Annotated in this window: 19 protein-coding genes; 2 read left to right on the top strand and 17 right to left on the bottom strand. The window is 61.0% G+C overall.

Annotation, left to right across the window (positions count from 1 at the left end):
* Positions 1–168 precede the first annotated feature (168 nt).
* The 14 genes from AB4Z20_RS21645 to AB4Z20_RS21580 all read right to left on the bottom strand — a co-directional run bounded on the left by AB4Z20_RS21645 (position 169) and on the right by AB4Z20_RS21580 (position 11,723).
* On the bottom strand, positions 169–972 hold the full coding sequence (locus tag AB4Z20_RS21645) for a transglutaminase family protein (RefSeq protein WP_442090567.1): 804 nt from the start codon (positions 970–972) through the stop codon (positions 169–171).
* Entirely contained in the window at positions 969–1,919 is a 951-nt protein-coding gene (locus tag AB4Z20_RS21640; protein WP_253476784.1) for an alpha-E domain-containing protein, read from the bottom strand. Before AB4Z20_RS21640 ends, AB4Z20_RS21645 begins: the two co-directional genes overlap by 4 nt.
* A gap of 9 nt (positions 1,920–1,928) precedes the next feature.
* Positions 1,929–3,338: a circularly permuted type 2 ATP-grasp protein gene (locus AB4Z20_RS21635; RefSeq protein ID WP_014339467.1), complete on the bottom strand. Its 1,410-nt coding sequence runs from the start codon at positions 3,336–3,338 to the stop codon at positions 1,929–1,931.
* A gap of 437 nt (positions 3,339–3,775) precedes the next feature.
* A complete protein-coding gene (locus tag AB4Z20_RS21630) occupies positions 3,776–4,117 on the bottom strand; it encodes a ribonuclease E inhibitor RraB (protein WP_003179463.1) in 342 nt (113 codons plus the stop codon).
* A 201-nt stretch (positions 4,118–4,318) separates the two neighbouring features.
* Positions 4,319–4,555, bottom strand: coding sequence for a hypothetical protein (locus tag AB4Z20_RS21625; RefSeq protein WP_057452053.1), 237 nt, complete (start codon positions 4,553–4,555; stop codon positions 4,319–4,321).
* A 141-nt stretch (positions 4,556–4,696) separates the two neighbouring features.
* Positions 4,697–5,305: an START domain-containing protein gene (locus tag AB4Z20_RS21620; protein ID WP_253476786.1), complete on the bottom strand. Its 609-nt coding sequence runs from the start codon at positions 5,303–5,305 to the stop codon at positions 4,697–4,699.
* A 54-nt stretch (positions 5,306–5,359) separates the two neighbouring features.
* On the bottom strand, positions 5,360–5,614 hold the full coding sequence (locus tag AB4Z20_RS21615; RefSeq protein ID WP_253476788.1) for a YkgJ family cysteine cluster protein: 255 nt from the start codon (positions 5,612–5,614) through the stop codon (positions 5,360–5,362).
* 147 nt (positions 5,615–5,761) lie between these two features.
* Positions 5,762–6,238, bottom strand: coding sequence for a translation initiation factor 2 (locus AB4Z20_RS21610; RefSeq protein WP_253476790.1), 477 nt, complete (start codon positions 6,236–6,238; stop codon positions 5,762–5,764).
* Between the two features lie 85 nt (positions 6,239–6,323).
* On the bottom strand, positions 6,324–7,766 hold the full coding sequence (locus AB4Z20_RS21605; RefSeq protein ID WP_018613628.1) for an aminotransferase-like domain-containing protein: 1,443 nt from the start codon (positions 7,764–7,766) through the stop codon (positions 6,324–6,326).
* Positions 7,767–7,966: 200 nt separating this feature from the next.
* A complete protein-coding gene (locus AB4Z20_RS21600) occupies positions 7,967–8,776 on the bottom strand; it encodes an OmpA family protein (protein WP_253476792.1) in 810 nt (269 codons plus the stop codon).
* Positions 8,773–9,132: a DUF4398 domain-containing protein gene (locus AB4Z20_RS21595; protein WP_253476794.1), complete on the bottom strand. Its 360-nt coding sequence runs from the start codon at positions 9,130–9,132 to the stop codon at positions 8,773–8,775. The genes AB4Z20_RS21600 and AB4Z20_RS21595 overlap by 4 nt, the downstream gene beginning before the upstream one ends.
* 9 nt (positions 9,133–9,141) lie before the next feature.
* Positions 9,142–9,966, bottom strand: a complete 825-nt coding sequence (locus AB4Z20_RS21590; RefSeq protein WP_258688997.1) for a substrate-binding periplasmic protein — start codon at positions 9,964–9,966, stop codon at positions 9,142–9,144.
* Between the two features lie 75 nt (positions 9,967–10,041).
* Entirely contained in the window at positions 10,042–10,971 is a 930-nt protein-coding gene (locus AB4Z20_RS21585) for an electron transfer flavoprotein subunit alpha/FixB family protein (protein WP_442090566.1), read from the bottom strand.
* A gap of 2 nt (positions 10,972–10,973) precedes the next feature.
* A complete protein-coding gene (locus AB4Z20_RS21580; RefSeq protein WP_014339477.1) occupies positions 10,974–11,723 on the bottom strand; it encodes an electron transfer flavoprotein subunit beta/FixA family protein in 750 nt (249 codons plus the stop codon).
* Between the two features lie 546 nt (positions 11,724–12,269).
* On the opposite strand from AB4Z20_RS21580, the gene AB4Z20_RS21575 reads away from it, so the two are divergent.
* Complete coding sequence (locus AB4Z20_RS21575; protein ID WP_442090565.1) at positions 12,270–13,934, top strand: electron transfer flavoprotein-ubiquinone oxidoreductase; 1,665 nt, start codon at positions 12,270–12,272, stop codon at positions 13,932–13,934.
* Positions 13,935–14,118: 184 nt separating this feature from the next.
* Here AB4Z20_RS21575 and AB4Z20_RS21570 read toward each other — a convergent pair whose 3' ends face one another.
* Positions 14,119–15,009, bottom strand: a complete 891-nt coding sequence (locus tag AB4Z20_RS21570; protein ID WP_442090564.1) for an AraC family transcriptional regulator N-terminal domain-containing protein — start codon at positions 15,007–15,009, stop codon at positions 14,119–14,121.
* Between the two features lie 180 nt (positions 15,010–15,189).
* On the opposite strand from AB4Z20_RS21570, the gene AB4Z20_RS21565 reads away from it, so the two are divergent.
* Positions 15,190–16,242 (top strand): NAD(P)-dependent alcohol dehydrogenase, encoded by a 1,053-nt coding sequence (locus AB4Z20_RS21565; protein WP_442090563.1) that lies wholly within the window; start codon positions 15,190–15,192, stop codon positions 16,240–16,242.
* A gap of 6 nt (positions 16,243–16,248) precedes the next feature.
* On the opposite strand, the gene AB4Z20_RS21560 is transcribed toward AB4Z20_RS21565, so the two are convergent.
* Both AB4Z20_RS21560 and AB4Z20_RS21555 read right to left on the bottom strand, forming a co-directional pair.
* Complete coding sequence (locus AB4Z20_RS21560; protein ID WP_253476802.1) at positions 16,249–17,052, bottom strand: IclR family transcriptional regulator; 804 nt, start codon at positions 17,050–17,052, stop codon at positions 16,249–16,251.
* A gap of 59 nt (positions 17,053–17,111) precedes the next feature.
* Positions 17,112–18,422, bottom strand: coding sequence for an MFS transporter (locus AB4Z20_RS21555; RefSeq protein WP_258689002.1), 1,311 nt, complete (start codon positions 18,420–18,422; stop codon positions 17,112–17,114).
* Positions 18,423–18,572: the final 150 nt, after the last annotated feature.

The raw sequence follows: 18,572 nt of genomic DNA, 5'->3' as shown, positions 1-18,572 counted from the left end.
TACCGTGCCGGCCACTCTCCCTCGCGGGTGCTGACACACCAGTGATAGCTACGGCCTCTTTCCCCGCGCGCACCCAATCTTAAGCCGAGCACTTGTTTGCTGCGCGACAGCGCAGCGTCGGCGACGCGGCGGGGACTCCCTCGCCACAGAAGCTCCCCCGCTGGAGAGTTATTGTTGTTGCACCGTGATCACCGGCGCCGGTGGCACGACCAGCTTGGCATGCATCTGCTCACAACCGCCGCCACGGCGCATGCCACGCACCGGGCAGGCGTCCAGGTAATCCAGGCCCACGGCCAGCTTCAGGTGGCGCTCCGGACGGGCCAGTTGGTTGGTCACGTCGAAGCTGTACCAGGCGTCGTCAAGCCAGGCCTCCGCCCAGGCATGGCTTGCCAGGTGTTCGCTCGCTTCGCTGAACAGATACCCCGAGACATACCGCGCCGGCACCCCCAGGCTACGGGCGCAGGCCAGGAAGGCGTGGGTGTGATCCTGGCACACCCCGCTACGTCCGGCAAAAGCCTGGGCCGCACTGGTCTCCACCTCAGTGGTGCCAGGGGTGTAGATCATGTGCTGGTTCAGCCCGTGCATCAGGTCGATCAGCGCCGTGCGATCGCGACGCTGCTGGCACTGCTGCGCAGCGAAGGCTCGAAGGGCCTCGTCTGCTTCCGTTAGCCGGGTGAAGCGCAGGAACGGCAGCGCCGATTGGCTCTCGTGCTCGGCTTCACGCAACGGATCGATATCCACCTGTCCACGGGCGCCGATGATGACCGTTTCGTGGGGTTCGTCCAGGGTCAGTACGTGAAGGATGTTGCCGAACGGGTCCAGCTGCGCCCGCACCGGCCGGGGCAAATCCAGTTGCCAGCTCAGCACATGCTGGCGTTCGCTGTCGTGGGGCGTCAGGCGCAGGTACTGGATGCTGGCGCGCACCTGATCTTCATAGTGGTAGGCCGTTTCGTGGCTGATCGAGAGTCTCATATGACCTCCAGGTAGGAACTGTGAATGGCATTGCCCAGTTCACGGACCAGTGGGATGAATTCGGTGAGCCAGGCATGCAGGCCCCCGTCGAGGATTTCGTTGATGCCGGTGTAGCGCAGGCGCGCGTCCATTTCCGCCGCCAGCCGTTGTGCCTGCCGACCGTTGGTGCCCGGCAGGCTCGCGAGGATCTGGTTGATTTCTTCGGTACAGGCGCGCAGCGAACGCGGCACATCGGCGCGCAACAGCAGCAACTCGGCCACATGCCGAGCGCCCGGGGCGTCACGGTAGATCTCGGTGTAGGCCTCAAAGGACGACAAGGCCCGCAACAAGGCGCTCCATTGGTAATACGCGTGGGCCGTGCCGTCGCTGACCGCGTCGGCCTGGTCACCGGCCATTTCGTAGCGGGCGTCGAGCAAGCGCAGGGTGTTGTCGGCCCTTTCGATGAAGGTCCCCAGGCGAATGAAGCGGAACGCGTCGTTACGCATGATGGTGCCGTAGGTTGCGCCACGAAACAGGTGGGATCGCTCCTTGATCCACTCACAGAAACGGCTCATGCCGTAGCGATTCAAGCCTTGCTCGGCGATACCGCGAATTTCCAGCCAGGTGGCGTTGATGTTCTCCCACATGTCGGCGGTGATTCGCCCACGTACCGCGTGGGCACTGGCTCGCGCGGCACCGAGGCAGCTGTAGATACTGGCCGGGTTGGCCGCTTCCAGGGCAAAGAAATGCAGCAGGCGCTCGGCGTGCAGCTCGCCGTGTCGCTCCCGGTAATCATCCAGCGTGCCGGTGATCAGCAATGGCATGGCCAGCTCGTGCAGGCCGTCGCCACGCCCGTCCTGGGGCATCAGTGACAACGAATAGCTGACGTCGAGCATCCGTGCGAGGTTTTCCGCACGCTCCAGGTAGCGCGACATCCAGTACAGGTCCGAGGCGGTTCTACTCAGCATGGCAGCACCTCAATCCTCGACGACCCAAGTGTCCTTGGTCCCACCGCCCTGGGATGAATTCACCACCAGGGAGCCTTCGCGCAGCGCCACCCGCGTCAGCCCACCAGGCACCACGCGGGTCTCGCGCCCCGACAGCACAAACGGCCGCAAATCGATGTGGCGCGGAGCGATGCCGTTTTCGACAAAGGTCGGGCAGGTCGAGAGCGACAGCGTCGGCTGGGCGATGTAGGCGTGCGGCTTGGCCTTGATCCGCTCGCGAAAGGCATCGATCTGCGCTGTCGTCGCGGCCGGCCCCACCAGCATTCCATAACCGCCGGAGCCCTGGGTTTCCTTGACCACCAGGTCGGGAAGATTCGCCAGCACGTGGGAAAGCTCGGCGGGGTTACGGCATTGCCATGTAGGAACGTTCTTCAGGATCGGCTCTTCGTCCAGGTAAAAACGGATCATGTCGGTGACGAACGGGTACACCGACTTGTCGTCCGCCACGCCCGTGCCGATGGCATTGGCCAGCACCACGTTGCCGGAACGGTAGGACGACAACAGGCCCGGCACCCCGAGCATCGAGTCCGGATTGAAGGCCAGCGGATCGAGAAACGCGTCGTCGAGGCGACGGTAGATCACATCCACCGCTTTCGGGCCGTCGGTGGTGCGCATGAACACTTTGTCATCGCGTACGAACAGGTCGGCGCCCTCCACCAACTCCACGCCCATCTCCCGGGCCAGGAACGCGTGCTCGAAGAACGCGCTGTTGAAACGCCCCGGCGTGAGCACCACGACGCTGGGATCGTCCAGCGGGCTGGAGCTTTTCAGGGTGTCGAGCAGCAGGTTCGGATAATGGTCGATGGGGGCGATGCGCTGGGCGGCGAACAGTTCGGGGAACAGGCGCATCATCATCTTGCGGTCTTCGAGCATGTAGCTGACGCCGCTGGGCGTACGAAGATTGTCTTCGAGCACGTAGTACGTGCCGTCACCGTCGCGCACCAGATCGACACCACAAATGTGCGCGTAGATGTCACGGTGCAGATCCAGCCCCTGCATCGCCAGTTGGTACTGCTCGTTGGCCAGCACCTGCTCGGCGGGAATGATGCCGGCGCGGATGATCCGTTGTTCGTGGTAGAGATCGGCCAGGAACATGTTCAGCGCCTTGACCCGCTGGATGCAGCCACGTTCGACCACCCGCCATTCACTGGCCGGGATGCTGCGCGGGATCGTGTCGAAAGGGATCAGCCGCTCGGTCCCCTGCTCGTCGCCGTAGAGCGTGAACGTAATGCCAGCACGATGGAACAACAGGTCGGCTTCGCGCCTGCGTTGCGCCAGCAGCTCGTCAGGCGTTTCAGCCAGCCAGCGGGCAAACGCCTGGTAATGCGGACGGACCTGGCCGTTGGCATCGTACATTTCATCAAAACCGCTGCGGATCATGCCGTGCTCCTTGTCACCCTGGCAGCAAGGCTTCGCAAGCCCCGTGCCATCGGCATAAACGCTTTATGATCAACGGGTTGGATTCTCCTCTGAGAGACCGTGCACTTTTCTAGTGCAACAAATGCCCCCACCCCGCTGCCCCCGCTTCATTGCGACGCAGGGGCGTCGCTCTGCTGAGCATAGTCTCGGAAAAACGACGCGGCTTGATCTGGATACAGTTAGGTACAAAACCTGGCGGTTGTGGTGTTGGCGGGTGCATGACATTCCCTGTGGGAGCCGAGCTTGCTCGCGATGGCGTCGGCACATTCAACATTGATGCAAGCTGACCCGCCGTCATCGCGAGCAAGCTCGGCTCCCACAGGATTCTTGCGGAGTTCACAGACATGAAAACGGCCGACACAAAGGTCAGCCGTTGCTGTGGTTGCGGTGAGTAACTGTCAGGCCTGCAGGCGCCGGATCTCTTGCTTGACGCCCCAGCCCTCGATCACACCACCCAAGGGTTCGACGACTGCCTCAAAGTCTTGCTCGAAGTCTCCTATGTCATCGTAAGTGGCGTACATCACCCGGCTCAGTTCCAATGACCAAGCCCCGTCGTCCCGTGCACTGATCTGCGCGTTCAGCGACTCTCCCCGAAAATGACCTGCCGCCCTGCGCGCCCGCTCCTCGTCCGGGAAAATGGCGTAGAACTCAATGGGATGGAATCGGGAAAAATCGAAACCGCCTTCTTTCATGCGGCGCAACACGCTGGTGCTGATGTCTTCTTGATAGGCTGTGCTCATGAAACGTCCTCCTGAAACCAATGGATAGACTTTCCGTCTTCCCGTGCGTGAAGCCCTCAGGCTGCAAGCGGTACGGCATCAAATGGCCGTCGGGACACAAGCATGTAGCTGACAAGACCGGACCTTGGCGATCCTTTCGCTGATCTCAATTGCAGAGTAGCCGTAAGTGGCAGCCGCTGCCAAGCGAGACCAGGCTCCGTTTCATGAAATCGGTGTAATGCTGATGATTTCAATGCTGTGCTGGGACTTGAGGTTCTTGACGGTGGGATCTTCTGTACGACCCTCCAGGTCGTTGAGGTCCAATTGGGCGGAAACGGGCAGCAATTTTTCGCGAATCAGTTGTGCAGCCTGCTCCATCGTAGGCTCCTGCTCGTAGTCGAACTGCTCGGCGATGGCTTCGCCATGATCATCCACGAAAGTGATTTCCCACTTTTGCATCGGTGTCTCCTTGATCAATTCAGGGCCTGGCTTACCTTTATCTCGACATTGAGGGCCGGACAATCGTTCCGCCGGGCGTCTGGACGGCACACATGAAAAGACCGCCTCTGGGGCGGTCTCTTGCAGTGCAGCCGTGGCCGATCAGTTCTCGGCGCGTTCCTTCAGGGCTTTCAAGGTGTTGAACGGTGCATCCACCACGAACTTGTTCGCCAGCCAGGACGGCACGTCACCCCCTGGTTCGGTGTGGACCTGATAGGTCACTTCGATCTGGTCAGCGCCCTTTGGCGTGAACTTCCAGAAACCGTCGACCTGGGTCACTCGCACGAAACCTTGCTCTTCGGGCAGGTATTTCGGCACACCCTTGAGCTTGCGGGTCAGGCTGCCATCGGCGCCCTCCTCGGTGGTCACTTCCAGTATCGAGTCCCGGGACGTCACCGGCCACGGCGTGTTGAACTGAGTGTAGGTCCAGCTCTGATTGCCTTCGTGCTTGAGCAGTTTCTGGCTCTTGCATTCATGAATCCAGGCGCAGGCACCGGAAACGTCTTCCTGCAGGGCCCGCAGCTTGGCCATGGTGGTTTTCATCACCGTCACGCCGCGATAGGCCTTGTATTTGGAGCCCGCCACCTCACTGAGGGAAACCTTGATACCGTCCTTCTCCTTGGCAACCTGCCAGTCCTCTGCCTGAGCGGTGGCCGTTGCCAGCAACACGGTCAACCCACACAACACAGCCATACGATGCAGCGAACCCATAGTTCTTTTCCTTATTGTCCAAGTTCGTTCAGTTAGGATCCGTTCATTGACTCATTACGCTGCCGTGATTTGCTCCCACCAACCGATCAGCCGGATGGCCTCTTCACTGCTGCTGCCGCAAACCTCGATGTCGGCTTCGAACGCCGAGCACACCGCCGGACGCTCCGGCTGGCCGAAGATCCGGCACAGGTTATCGACCGACAATTGCGCGCAACGTTCTCCCGCCGGCTTGCCGTGGGGCATGCCAGGGATAGGTGAGCTGATGGAAGGGGCGATGCAACAGGCGCCACAGCCTTCACGGCATTTCATGACGACAACATCCTCACGACAGGTAATGGTTAGTAACAGAACACAGAGTAACGGCTAAAACACTCGTTTTAAATTACCGTCTGCGTGTTTTTTTGACCACGGCGGGATGACCGAATGGTCAGCGACGAACTGCAGGTCTGCCGAAGGTTATTGCTTGAATTCGAAATCCAGCGCCGCGCCTTCCACCTCATTACGCTCCTGGTTGCGCAGCGGCAGCTGCATTTCATTGCTCAACAAACGGCCATTGAGCTGAAACGGCCCAGGTTTCTCGCCGAACATCGACGGCAAGAGGGGTTCACGCTTGAACTGCACCACCTTACCCGGCGGTTGCAGTTTATCGACCATTTCATGGGGCAAGCTCAAATCCAGCTTGGCCGGCGGCAATGGGGTCTTGGCGACCTCGTGGGCGGATTTGCTCTTGGAGGCGATGGGCGCGCGTTTTTTCTTCGCGGGTACCACCTTCTTGGCGGAAGGCTTCTTGGTCGCTGTGGTTTTTTTCGGCGCATCCTTCGTGGCACTGGCGGCCGGTTTTTCCTGCGCTGGCGCTGCCGCGACGACGCCTCCCATGTGGAAGACGCTCAACAGGCCGATCAAAATCCAGGCAGCAGGAACAATGGCTTTCATAGATACAACGGCATTGACGGCAGAGACCCCCATGCTCGCCTGATAATGAGGCGCTGACAAGCACATCGAGCTAAGCCACTGACGTCTAAAGAAATCCGTTGGCCGTCTCTTGGCACAATTGAGTGGCCAACATCCCGAGCGTCATCAGGGCTCGCTCCGCCTCACGGTTCCAGGGCGTACCGCAGTTCAAGCGAATGCAGTGGTTGAACTGCTCGGTGTTACTGAAAATCAGCCCTGGCGCGATGCTGATGCCTTGTTGCAACGCCCGCACATGCAACTCCTGGGTATTGACCCGCCCCGGCAGGCTGACCCACAGGATGAAGCCTCCAGTGGGACGGCTCATCTGCGTGCCTTCGGGGAAGTACTGCTGCACCGCCAGCTGAAAGGCGCTGAGGTTCTTGCGGTACTCCTGCCGGATATAGCGCAAGTGCCGGTCATAGCCGCCGTTTTCCAGGTACGCGGCAATGCCCATCTGCGTGACGCTGCACGCCGAATGCGTACTGAAGGTCTGGAGCCGCTGGATTTCCTGCTGGAATTTCCCCGCGATCATCCAGCCGATGCGCACACCCGGTGACAACGTCTTGGAAAAACTCGAGCAGTAGATGACCCGGTCCAGTCGGTCGTAGGCCTTGAGGGCCTTGGTGCGCCCCTGCTCGAACATCAACTCGCCATAGATATCGTCCTCGACGATCTGGATGTCGAAGTCCGACGCCAGGCGCAGCAGTTGCTTTTGCCGCTCTTCCGGCATGGTGCCGCCAAGAGGATTGCTCAGGCGCGTGGTCAGCACCAGCGCCTTGATCGACCATTGGTTGGCCGCCAACTGCAAGGCCTCCAGGCTCATGCCGGTGACCGGGTCGCTGGGGATCTCGATGACCTTGAGGCCCAACAGATCCGCCAGTTGCAGCAAGCCGTAATAGGTCGGCGACTCGGCGGCGATCAAGTCCCCCGGCCGCGTCAGCACCCGCAAGGACATCTGCAAGGCATCGACGCAACCGTGGGTGATCACCACCTCGGAAGGGTCCACCACGACGCCGGCATCGCGCATGCGAATCGCCACTTGGCGGCGCAATGGCTCGAAACCCGGGCTGAACATGTAGCTGAACGCCCGCGGGCTGTGGAAGCGTGTGACCTTGGCCAATTGCTGATGCAGGGCCCGGACCGGCAGATAGTCGACGCTCGGCACCGCCGCTCCCAGGGGAAACACCCCTTCGCGGCGCGACTCGACCAATACTTGCTGGATGATGCTGCTGCGCGTCACCAGCCCCGGACGCTCGACCCGGGCAATGTCCGGCGTCGGTGCCGTCAGGGCCGGCGTCTGGTGCACGTAGTAGCCCGACTGCGGCCGCGCGCGGATCAGCCCCTGGTCTTCAAGGTTGGCGTAGGCCTGCAGCACCGTGGCATGGCTGACGTTGAGCTGCGAGCTCATCTTGCGCACCGAAGGCACGCGCTCACCGGGCTGATACACACCGCGCCGGATATCTTCAGCCAGCTGTTGAGCAATACGTTGATAGAGCAGAAGGTTGGTCATGACGCAGCACTCGATTTCACGGGCATTTTATTCTTGTCGGAAACGATACCGGAACAGTTTAGAAGTGTACTGGGACAGTTGCCAGATTACTCGACAGTACAGTGGAGTGACAGCTCTAACTGTACTCATCGTGCATCGATCGCAGGGCCAAAAAAACCCGGCGCCTTTTGCAGGGACCGGGTTTTCCAGTGACGCAGCCCTCAGCGGGCGGCGCCGAGCTGGCCTTTTTCGTCGGAGAACACAATTTCAACGCGACGGTTCTGTGCCCGGCCGCGCTCGGAAGCGTTGACGTCCACCGGGTATTCGTCGCCGTAGCCTTCGACCTGGATACGCTTTTCGTCTATCCCCAGGTCCACCAGCACATCCGCGACCGCTTGGGCGCGGTCGCGAGACAGCTTGAGGTTTTCCTGCTTGCCACCGGTGCTATCGGTGTACCCCTCGATACGGACCACGCGCTTGGGGTTGAGCTGCAGGAACTGCACGATCTTGAGCACGACCCGGTTGGCCGAGTTCTTCAGTTCCGCTTCGCCGGTATCGAACAGCACGTCACCCAGGGTCATCACCAGGCCGCGATCGGTTTGCGTGGTCGCCATCGCCATGATCTGTTCTTCAAGCCATTTGCCCTGCTGCTGCACGCTCAGCAACTTGGATTCACGCAGGGCCAATTGCAGGCGCTGGCGTTCCAGTTCGAGCTTAGCGGCACGCTCTTCGTTGACCACCTGGTTGCTGTGCTCCCGGGCGATCGCACTGTAGCGCTGGCTGAGGTAGGCGTAATGCTGCACATCTTCGCCGCTGCCCCAGTAGCTGGACAAACGATCAGCGCGGGCCAGGGATTCGCCAGCGCGGATCACGTCCCGGGGCGCGGCACGCAATACGTTCGCGTCTTCCTTGACCTTCTGGAAGTCGGTGCTGGCCTGCTCAAGCGCCGCTTCGCTACGCTGGCCGGCGCAGCCATACAAGCTGGCCACGCCGACGAGGACCAGGCTGCCCAATACGTGGGAGTGCTTCATTGGGCATCCTCCCGCAATTGTTTGTGCAAGCGCTTGATGCGGGTGTCGAGCACGTTCAGTTGCTCCTGGCTCTTGAGGGTCAGCACCTTCGCTTCGGCCAAGCGGGCGTCGAGTTCGGCCTGCTCGGCCCGCATGCGCGCCTTCTTGTAGGATTCGTCGGCCATGTTGGATTTGGCGCGGGCGAACTTTTCTTCTGCCAGTTTCAATTCGGGCACTTCGTCGGCAGTAGCGCCAACGGCCCGGGCTTGCTCCAGTGCCTGTTCGGTCAGGCGGATCTGTTCATTCGGCGCCGGATCGGCTGCGCAGCCCGCCAGAGCCAGAACGGCCAGGGCAGCGAAAAGAGGTCGAATAGTCACTAATGTTCCCTACTGTTTTGGGGCACTGACAGATGGCTGCAACTGTGTATTCCAACGTTCGAGATTGCGTTGCAACACAGCCTCCGCCAGGCCGGACGCGGCCAATTCTGTCATCTTTTGCGCCAGCTGTCCGCGTAACCATGGGTCATTGCAGGCGGAGTTATGGGAAATCGCGAGGAACAGCCCGGGTTTGTCCACCGGTTGCGGTGCGGCTTGCAGGTCGTTGGCCATCCCCAGTGTCTGCGCCATTGCCAGGCCCGAGTAGCGCCCCGCCAGGACATATTCCACCTCGCCCAGCAGCAGTTTCTGAAAGGCCTGGGTCAGGTTGGGCGTGCGCACCAGGGACAATTGCTGCTCGGCAAAGACGCCGAATCCCTGGGTCATGCGGGCCTTTTCCGACAAGGCCCCGGGATGACCGTGAAGGTCTACGGGCTGGTTGATGACCAGCGTCGAGTCCTTGCGGGTCCAGACCAGGTAATCGTTTTCGAGCAAGGGCGGATGAACGTAATCCAGCACTTCAAGCCCGGTAACGGTCAGTGGCGCGTCGGTGAGCAGGTCCATGCGTCCGCTGCGCACTTCGTCCAACGCCTGGGCGCGCTTGCCGGCATACAGCAGTTCGATCTTGATCCCCAGTTCTTGCGCGACGTGCGCCAGCAGGTCGGCACCGGCGCCAATCAAGTGCTTGGGGTCCTGAGGGTCCTGCCAGAGATAGGGCGGTGCATCCGGGCTGCCGGTGGCGATCAGTCGTTCACATTTGCCGGCGGCAACAGACAGGCCTGGCACGAACGCCAACGTCCACAACAACGACCAGCCAGCCAAACGACGCAGATCCATGGCAATACGCTCCTCTGAGGCAGAAATAAAAAGCCCGGCCAAAGGGCCGGGCTCTTTATAAGTGAAGACGCCGGATTAGACCAGCTTCTCCAGCTCAGGGATGGCTTCGAACAAGTCCGCCACCAGGCCGTAGTCGGCCACTTGGAAGATCGGTGCTTCTTCGTCCTTGTTGATCGCAACGATCACCTTGGAGTCTTTCATGCCGGCCAGGTGCTGGATCGCGCCGGAGATACCGACGGCGATGTACAGCTGTGGCGCAACGATCTTGCCGGTCTGGCCGACCTGCATGTCGTTGGGTACGAAACCGGCGTCGACCGCGGCGCGGGAAGCACCGACGGCAGCGCCTAGCTTGTCGGCCAGGGCGTAGAGGTGCTTGAAGTTGTCACCGTTCTGCATGCCACGCCCGCCCGAAACGACGATCTTGGCGGCGGTCAGTTCAGGACGATCGGACTTGGCCAGTTCTTCGCCGACGAAGCTGGAAATGCCGGCGTCATGGGCAGCGCCTACCGCTTCAACGGCAGCCGAGCCACCTTCGGCGGCAACCGGGTCGAAACCGGTGGCACGGACGGTGATGACCTTGACCGCAGCGTTCGATTGCACGGTGGCAATGGCGTTGCCRGCATAGATCGGACGCTTGAAGGTGTCGGCGCTTTCTACCGAGATGATTTCGGAGATCTGGTCGACATCCAGTGCAGCGGCCACGCGCGGCAGGATGTTTTTGCCGTTGGAGGTGGCGGCAGCCAGGATGTGGCTGTAGCCCTTGCCAAGCTCGGCAACCAGTGGCGCAACGTTTTCCGGCAGCTGGTGAGCGTAGGCAGCGTTGTCAGCCGACAGCACTTTAGCCACGCCAGCGATTTTCGCAGCGGCTTCAGCCACGGCGCCAGCGTCTTGGCCAGCGACCAGCACGTGAATATCGCCACCGATTTTAGCGGCAGCCGCAACAGTGTTCAGCGTGGCCGGAGCCAGCGCCTTGTTATCGTGTTCGGCGATTACGAGGATAGTCATGATCAGATCACCTTCGCTTCGTTTTTCAGTTTCTCGACCAGTTCAGCCACCGACTTGACCTTGATGCCCGCGCTGCGTGCAGCCGGCGCTTCGACCTTGAGGGTCTTGTTGGTGGAGGCGGTGGAAACGCCCAAAGCGTCAGGCGTCAGCACTTCAAGCGGCTTCTTCTTGGCTTTCATGATGTTTGGCAGCGACGCATAGCGCGGCTCGTTCAAACGCAGGTCGGTAGTGACGATCGCTGGCAGTTTCAGGGAAACGGTCTGCGCGCCGCCGTCGATCTCGCGAGTCACGGCAACGCTGTCGCCGGACACTTCGACTTTGGACGCGAAGGTGCCCTGACCGTAGCCGCTCAAAGCAGCGAGCATCTGGCCGGTCTGGTTGTTGTCGCTGTCGATGGCTTGTTTGCCGAGGATCACCAGCGATGGCTGTTCCTTGTCGACAACAGCCTTGAGCAGCTTGGCCACGGCCAGGGAGGTCAGGTCTTCGGCGGATTCGACGAGGATGGCGCGATCGGCACCCAGTGCCAGCGCGGTGCGCAGTTGTTCCTGGGCGGTGGTCGGGCCGATGGAGACGACGACGATCTCAGTCGCCACGCCTTTTTCCTTCAGGCGTACGGCTTCTTCTACGGCGATTTCGCAGAAAGGGTTCATCGACATCTTGACGTTGGCGAGGTCGACGCCGGAGTTGTCCGCCTTGACGCGAACCTTGACGTTATAGTCGACCACTCGTTTGACAGCTACAAGAACCTTCATGGATTCCTCGTTACTCTCCGGTGAAAAAAAGTCGCCTAGGCGAACCTGGCGGTTGATGCTCATGGGCGCAAGGGCACCTCTAAAAACGCCGGCATGAACCACACATGACCCAGCTCACGGGAGTGAAGACCATTCGTCAGTGATGACTGATGAGTCATTCATTATCGCGGCGTGTAAACTGCGCGTCGGAACCACGCAATGCGTCACTTTGTGCTGCCTTCGCCCTGTTTTTAGAGGTGCTCTTGAAACCAACAGTCAGCCTACGGCGAGCGCAAAACCGCCCGTATCTTGACCGGAACGCCTATTCCGGTCAATACGGCAAAATGGTCAGTCATAAGCCGTACGTCTGTGATTTATCTGGGCTGCGGCAATTTCAAACAAACGTTTGTATTGGACCCTGAGAGTGGTGTAGATATAATGCGCCGCTTAAGAGAGACACGCGTTTCATCCATTGTCGCTTTCGTCGCTTTTCGCGAAGGAAACAACGGATGCAACGCCAAACCTCCAATTAGAAAAAACTGTGAGCCTTGAGTAGGAGATAGCCCTGTGGAACGCGAATACATGGAATTCGACGTGGTCATCGTCGGTGCCGGCCCCGCTGGCCTGTCTGCCGCTTGCCGACTGAAACAGAAGGCCGCCGAAGCCGGTAAGGAAATCAGCGTCTGCGTGGTCGAAAAAGGCTCCGAGGTCGGTGCGCACATCCTCTCCGGTGCGGTGTTCGAGCCCCGCGCCCTGAACGAACTGTTCCCGGACTGGAAAGAACTCGGCGCCCCGTTGAACACGCCCGTCGTGCGCGATGACATTTATGTCCTGAGAAACGCCGAGGCCGCGAGCAAAATCCCTGACTTCTTTGTGCCCAAGACCATGCACAACGAAGGCAACTATATTATTTCCCTGGGCAACCTGTGCCGCTGGCTGGCCCAGCAGGCCGAGAACCTGGGCGTGGAAATCTACCCGGGCTTCGCCGCCCAGGAAGCGCTGTTCGACGAGAACGGCGTGGTTCGCGGGATCATCACCGGCGACCTGGGTGTCGACCGCGAAGGCCACCCGAAGGAAGGCCTCTACACCCCTGGCATGGAACTGCGTGGCAAGTACACGCTGTTCGCCGAAGGCTGCCGTGGCCACATCGGCAAGCAACTGATCAAGCGCTTCAACCTCGACAGCGAGGCCGACGCCCAGCACTACGGCATCGGCCTGAAGGAAATCTGGGAAATCGATCCGGCCAAGCATCAACCCGGCCTGGTGGTGCACACCGCCGGCTGGCCGCTGGACATCATGGGCACCGAAAACACCGGCGGCTCCTTCCTCTATCACCTGGAAAACAACCAGGTGGTGGTCGGCCTGATCGTCGACCTGTCCTACAGCAACACGTTCCTGTCGCCGTTCGACGAGTTCCAGCGCCTCAAGCATCACCCGGTGCTCAAGCAGTACCTGGAAGGCGGCAAGCGTGTCAGCTATGGCGCTCGTGCATTGGCCAAGGGTGGTATCAATTCGCTGCCAAAAATGGTCTTCAAGGGTGGCGCATTGATCGGCTGCGATCTGGGCACCATGAACGTGGCCAAGATCAAGGGCAGCCACACCGCGATGAAATCCGGCATGCTCGCCGCCGAATCGGTGGCTGAAGCGTTGCTGTCCGGCGGCGAAGGCGGTGATGAACTGACCAACTACGTCGACCGCTTCAAAGCCAGCTGGCTCTATGAAGAACTGTTCGCCAGCCGCAACTTCGGCCCGGCGATGCACAAGTTCGGCCCGATTATCGGCGCCGGCTTCAACTGGTTCGACCAGAACATCCTTGGCGGCAAAATGCCGTTCACCCTGCACGACACCAAGCCGGACTACGCCTGCCTCAAGCTGGCAGCCGATTGCAAGAAAATCGACTACCCGAAACCGGACGGCAAGATCAGTTTCGACAAACTCAGCTCGGTATTCATCTCCGGTACCAACCATGAAGAAGAACAGCCTTGCCACCTGAAGCTGACCGACCCGAGCATCCCGATCAGCAAGAACCTGCCGCTGTACGACGAACCGGCCCAGCGCTACTGCCCGGCCGGCGTGTACGAAGTGGTGACCAAGGAAGACGGCGAGAAGCGCTTCCAGATCAACGCCCAGAACTGCGTGCACTGCAAGACCTGTGACATCAAGGACCCTTCGCAGAACATCACTTGGGTGTCGCCGGAAGGCGCTGGCGGACCGACTTACCCGAACATGTAAGCCGTTGCGCTGAACATCAAGGCTCCCGTAATGGGGGCCTTTTTGTTGCCTCCGATTCAAGCAACACAACAGTCCAAATGTGGGAGCGAGCTTGCTCGCGATAGGGATTTTTCATTCAACACAGATGTCGACCGACACACTGCGATCGCGAGCAAGCTCGCTCCCACAAGGGATTTTCAAAGACTCAGGCGGCGCGCTCTTCCCCGGGGTTGCGCTCGAAGTAGCGCTTGTACTCCCGACTGAACTGCGACGAGCTCTGATACCCCACCTGGTGCGCGACCTGGGCCACGCCCATGCCCTCGGTGATCAACAGCCGCTGGGCCTTGAGCAGGCGCAAACGCTTGAGGTACTGCACTGGCGACAGCAAGGTGCTGCGCTTGAAATGCTCATGGAAGGTCGAGGCGCTCATGTTCGCGCAACCGGCCAAGGTCTCGACGTTCAGCGGCTCAGTGAAGTGCGCATGCAAATGGCTCAGGGCCGCGGCAATCCGGGCGAATTGACCTTGCTGCTCCACCAGCGCCCGCAGCACATCGGCCTGGGGCCCGCGCAACGCAACGAACAGCAACTCCCGCAGCCGCGCCTGGCCCATGACCTGGCATTCCAGTGGGTCGTGCAAGCAACGCAACAAGCGTTCGACGCACCCACGCATGGCGTCATCGAGCACGGCGCAGGTCATCGATTCCAGCGTCTGCGGCGCCAGGCTCCGCCCCGGCACCAGCCCCATGGCCAGTACCAACTCCCCAAGCAGCGCCCGATCGATCGCAACGGAAACCCCAAGCAGCGGAGCATTGGGCATGGCGTAGGTTTCGCATTCGAAGGGCACCGGCAAGGCCTGAATCAGATAGTGCCCAGCGCCATATTCCAGTGTCCGCGGCCCCAGGTACGCCAATTTGCTGCCTTGGGCGATGATCACCAGGCTCGGCTCATAGAGCTGCGGGCCACGGGCGACGTCCTGGCTGGCCCGCAGCGCATGTACGCCGGGCAGTGGCGTCGGGACGAAGCCGTCACGGGTCGCCAGGGGTTCTATCAGTGAAACCAGCGTGGCGTTGGCATCAAGATGACGGGTCAACAACATGGGCAAAAACTTCACGAAAAATGGGATGAAACCATCATCGCAGGTCTGGCGTCACATAGGATCAGATCCTGGCCAAGACCGGAGGATTAGGCATGACACGCGGAGGAATCGCCATCGCCGCCGGCCGCCAGGACTCCCAGAATGGAACCCCTCACCGTTCACTGCTTAGCGAGGTCCATCATGTACACAGCCATCGGATATGCCGCCCAGTCGGCCACCACTCCCCTCGCCCCCATGAAGTTCGAGCGTCGCAGCCCGCGAGCCGACGACGTGGCGATCGACATTCTCTACTGCGGCGTCTGCCATTCCGACATCCACCAGGCCCGCAATGAATGGGGCATCGCCCTTTACCCGCTGATGCCCGGCCATGAAATCATCGGCAAAGTCACCGCCGTTGGTGCGAATGTCACCCGCTATAAAGCAGGCGATTTGGTCGGTGTGGGCTGCATGGTCGACTCTTGCCGCGAGTGCGAAGCTTGCCGCGCTGACCTGGAGCAATACTGCCTGGAAGGCATGACCCAGACCTACGCCAGCCCGGACCGCGTGAGTGGCGGCCACACCATGGGCGGTTACTCCAACAGCATCGTGGTCAGCGAACACTTCGTACTGCGCATTCCGGCAGCACTCGACCCGGCCAGCGCCGCACCACTTCTCTGCGCTGGCATCACCACCTACTCGCCCCTCAAGCACTATGGCGTGAAGGCTGGCGACAAGGTTGGCGTGCTGGGCATGGGCGGCCTGGGCCACATGGGCATCAAGTTCGCCAAGGCCATGGGCGCGGAAGTCACGTTGTTCACCCGCTCGGCGAGCAAGGCCGAAGAAGCGCGTCGCCAGGGCGCAGACCATGTGATCGTGTCCACCGACGCCGCACAGATGGCCGCCGCAGCCGGACGATTCCACTTCCTGCTGGACACCATTCCGGTGCAGCACGACCTCAATCCCTACCTTGACACGCTGCGTTTCGACGGCGTGCACATCATCGTGGGCCTGGTCGAGCCGATCGATCCGCCGGTACACGCGGCAAAACTGATCATGGGTCGCCGCGTCCTCGCCGGTTCGCTGATCGGCGGTGTCGCAGAAACCCAAGAGGTGCTGGATTTCTGCGCCGAACACAACATCAGCTGCGACATTGAAATGCTCGACATCCGCCAGATCAACGAGGCCTACAGCCGCATGATCGCCGGAGATGTGAAATACCGCTTTGTCATCGACATGGCCACGCTCAAGGCCTGACGCTCGTCAAGCCTTGGCGCCCAGTTCCGCCGACAGCCGGGCTGTGACCCCTTTGACCAGGGGAATCAGCTCGGCCATCTTTTCCAGCGGCATGTACGGCACGGTGCTGGCGATGCTGATACCGGCAACAATGCGCTTGCCGGCGTCACGGATCGGCGCCGCCACACAGCGAATCGACGGTTCGTTGTCTTCCAGGTCGAAGGCATAGCCCCCTGCCACGTACTCCACCATTCGTTGCTGGAACTGTTCCCAGGATTGTTCCTGATGCTGGGGCCAGAACTGATTCTTCCCACCCGCTGGCAGGCTGATTTCATACAGCCGCTTCCATTGTTCCTGCGAGTCATCGAGCATCAGCGCCTTGCCGATCCCGGTGCGCGCCAACGGCATGCGATGGCCTACGCGCGAGCGCATTTCCGGACCGTTGCGCCCTGGATTTTTCAGCAGGTACAAGACTTCGTCGCCCTCGCGAATCGCCAAGTGCACGGTGTCCCCGGTGAGCGCCGACAGCTCGTCCAGGTACGGCCCCGCCAGGCTCACCAGTGGCAACTCTTCCCGGGCCTGAAAGCCCAGTTCGATCAGTTTCGGCCCCAGCAGGTAACCCACTTGTGGCACCACGCGCAGGTAACGCTCGTCCACCAGGCAACTGGCCAGGCGATGGGTGGTGCTGCGGGTGGTGCCGATCAGCCGGGCGATTTCCTTCAAGTCACGGGCGCCGCTGGCGACCGCCTGGACCACACCCAAGCCACGCAACAATGTCTGCGTGCCTGTGGGCGCGGCGTCCTTGGTGATTTTTGGATCGTCTTGCTGCATAGCCGGCCTTCAACAGTGAGCGGGGAACGGGCGGCATTATGGTCGCCCGCCCCGTCGGACTACAACTCGATGCGCTCGACCTTCCCGACCAGCAGGATGTAGGACAGCGCGCCAGCCAGTGCCAGGACAGCGATATAGGTGATGGCCGGGGCAAACGAATCGCCGCTGGCGAGGAAGCCAATGACGATCGGCGTGGCGATGGCCGCCAGGTTGCCGATGAAGTTGAACACCCCACCGGTCAACCCGAGCAGTCGCGCCGGCGCCAGTGTGGAGACCAGCGACCAGGTGATCGACGCCAGGCCATTGCCGAAGAACGCCAAGGCCAGGAAGGCAATCACCAGCGGCGTCGACTCGACGAAGTTGGCGCCGATGATCGAGGTCGAGATCAGCAACCCGCCAATGATCGGCAGCTTGCGCGCAAACCCCACGGTGGCGCCGCGCCGAATCAGCCAGTCGGAAAAGAACCCGGAGCACAGCACGCCGACAAACGCCGCGAGGAACGGCAACGACGCCAGCAAGCCGGACTTGATGAAGTCCATGCCGCGATATTTCACCAGGTAGGTCGGGAACCACGTCAGGAAAAACCACAGCGTGGAGTTGAGGCAGAACTGCCCCAGGTAAATGCCCCACAACTTGCGTTGGGTCAGGACGATGCCCAGGTCGGTCCAACTGAATTTCGCCTTGACCTTGGCGGTATCGGCCTGGATATCCACCAGCCCGCCGCCTTCGCCGATCAATTCGATTTCGGCGGCGTTGGCGCCTTTGAAATCCCGTGGCTCGCGATACACCGCGTACCAGATCGCCGCCCAGAGAATGCCCACCGCGCCCGTGGCGACAAACACCATGTGCCAACCGAAGGCGTGTTGCAGCCAGGCCAATACCGGGGTCAGGAAGGCCAGCCCGACAAACTGCCCGGAGGTATAGAAACCGATGGCCGTGGCCCGCTCGCGCTCAGGAAACCAGGTGGTGACCACGCGGCTGTTGATCGGATAAGCCGGCGCTTCCAGGGCACCGACCGCCATGCGCAGCACGAACAGCGCGATGAAACTGGCGGCAAAACCCAGCATTACCGTGGCCACCGACCACAACAGCAGTGCCACGCTGTACAAAATGCGCGGCGGCACTCGATCTACCAGCCAACCACCGGGGATCTGCATGGCAGCGTAGGTCCAGCCGAACGCCGAGAAAATCAGCCCGACGTGGATCGGATCGATGCCCAGGTCGCTGGTCAATGCGGGGGCGGCGATCGAGAGGTTGCTGCGGTCCAGGTAATTGATCACCACGGTGATGAACAGCAGGACCATGATGAAAAAACGCTTGCGGCTGGGCGTCACCAACGACGCCTGCGCGCTCAGGGTGTGCGCTTGCATGTGAGGTGCCTCTTTTTATGTTTATTGAGGAATCGAGCACGCACGATCGTTCCCACGCTCTGCGTGGAAACGCCTCTACGGACGCTCCGCGTTCGGCTCTTGAGGGACGCGGAGCGTCCCTGGCTGCATTCCCACGCAGAGCGTGGGAAC

This window comes from Pseudomonas sp. KB_12 (assembly GCF_052114545.1).
Taxonomy (GTDB): Bacteria; Pseudomonadota; Gammaproteobacteria; order Pseudomonadales; family Pseudomonadaceae; genus Aquipseudomonas; species Aquipseudomonas brassicacearum.
This window is presented reverse-complemented; position numbering and strand designations above follow the sequence as displayed.

Coding starts and splice junctions, on each gene's coding strand:
- AB4Z20_RS21640 (WP_253476784.1), bottom strand. CDS start 1,919: ATGCTGAGTAGAACCGCCTCGGACCTGTACTGGATGTCGCGCTACCTG.
- AB4Z20_RS21565 (WP_442090563.1), top strand. CDS start 15,190: ATGTACACAGCCATCGGATATGCCGCCCAGTCGGCCACCACTCCCCTC.
- AB4Z20_RS21560 (WP_253476802.1), bottom strand. CDS start 17,052: ATGCAGCAAGACGATCCAAAAATCACCAAGGACGCCGCGCCCACAGGC.
- AB4Z20_RS21590 (WP_258688997.1), bottom strand. CDS start 9,966: ATGGATCTGCGTCGTTTGGCTGGCTGGTCGTTGTTGTGGACGTTGGCG.
- AB4Z20_RS21635 (WP_014339467.1), bottom strand. CDS start 3,338: ATGATCCGCAGCGGTTTTGATGAAATGTACGATGCCAACGGCCAGGTC.
- AB4Z20_RS21570 (WP_442090564.1), bottom strand. CDS start 15,009: ATGTTGTTGACCCGTCATCTTGATGCCAACGCCACGCTGGTTTCACTG.
- AB4Z20_RS21625 (WP_057452053.1), bottom strand. CDS start 4,555: ATGCAAAAGTGGGAAATCACTTTCGTGGATGATCATGGCGAAGCCATC.
- AB4Z20_RS21600 (WP_253476792.1), bottom strand. CDS start 8,776: ATGAAGCACTCCCACGTATTGGGCAGCCTGGTCCTCGTCGGCGTGGCC.
- AB4Z20_RS21615 (WP_253476788.1), bottom strand. CDS start 5,614: ATGAAATGCCGTGAAGGCTGTGGCGCCTGTTGCATCGCCCCTTCCATC.
- AB4Z20_RS21620 (WP_253476786.1), bottom strand. CDS start 5,305: ATGGGTTCGCTGCATCGTATGGCTGTGTTGTGTGGGTTGACCGTGTTG.
- AB4Z20_RS21580 (WP_014339477.1), bottom strand. CDS start 11,723: ATGAAGGTTCTTGTAGCTGTCAAACGAGTGGTCGACTATAACGTCAAG.
- AB4Z20_RS21605 (WP_018613628.1), bottom strand. CDS start 7,766: ATGACCAACCTTCTGCTCTATCAACGTATTGCTCAACAGCTGGCTGAA.
- AB4Z20_RS21610 (WP_253476790.1), bottom strand. CDS start 6,238: ATGAAAGCCATTGTTCCTGCTGCCTGGATTTTGATCGGCCTGTTGAGC.
- AB4Z20_RS21645 (WP_442090567.1), bottom strand. CDS start 972: ATGAGACTCTCGATCAGCCACGAAACGGCCTACCACTATGAAGATCAG.
- AB4Z20_RS21555 (WP_258689002.1), bottom strand. CDS start 18,422: ATGCAAGCGCACACCCTGAGCGCGCAGGCGTCGTTGGTGACGCCCAGC.
- AB4Z20_RS21630 (WP_003179463.1), bottom strand. CDS start 4,117: ATGAGCACAGCCTATCAAGAAGACATCAGCACCAGCGTGTTGCGCCGC.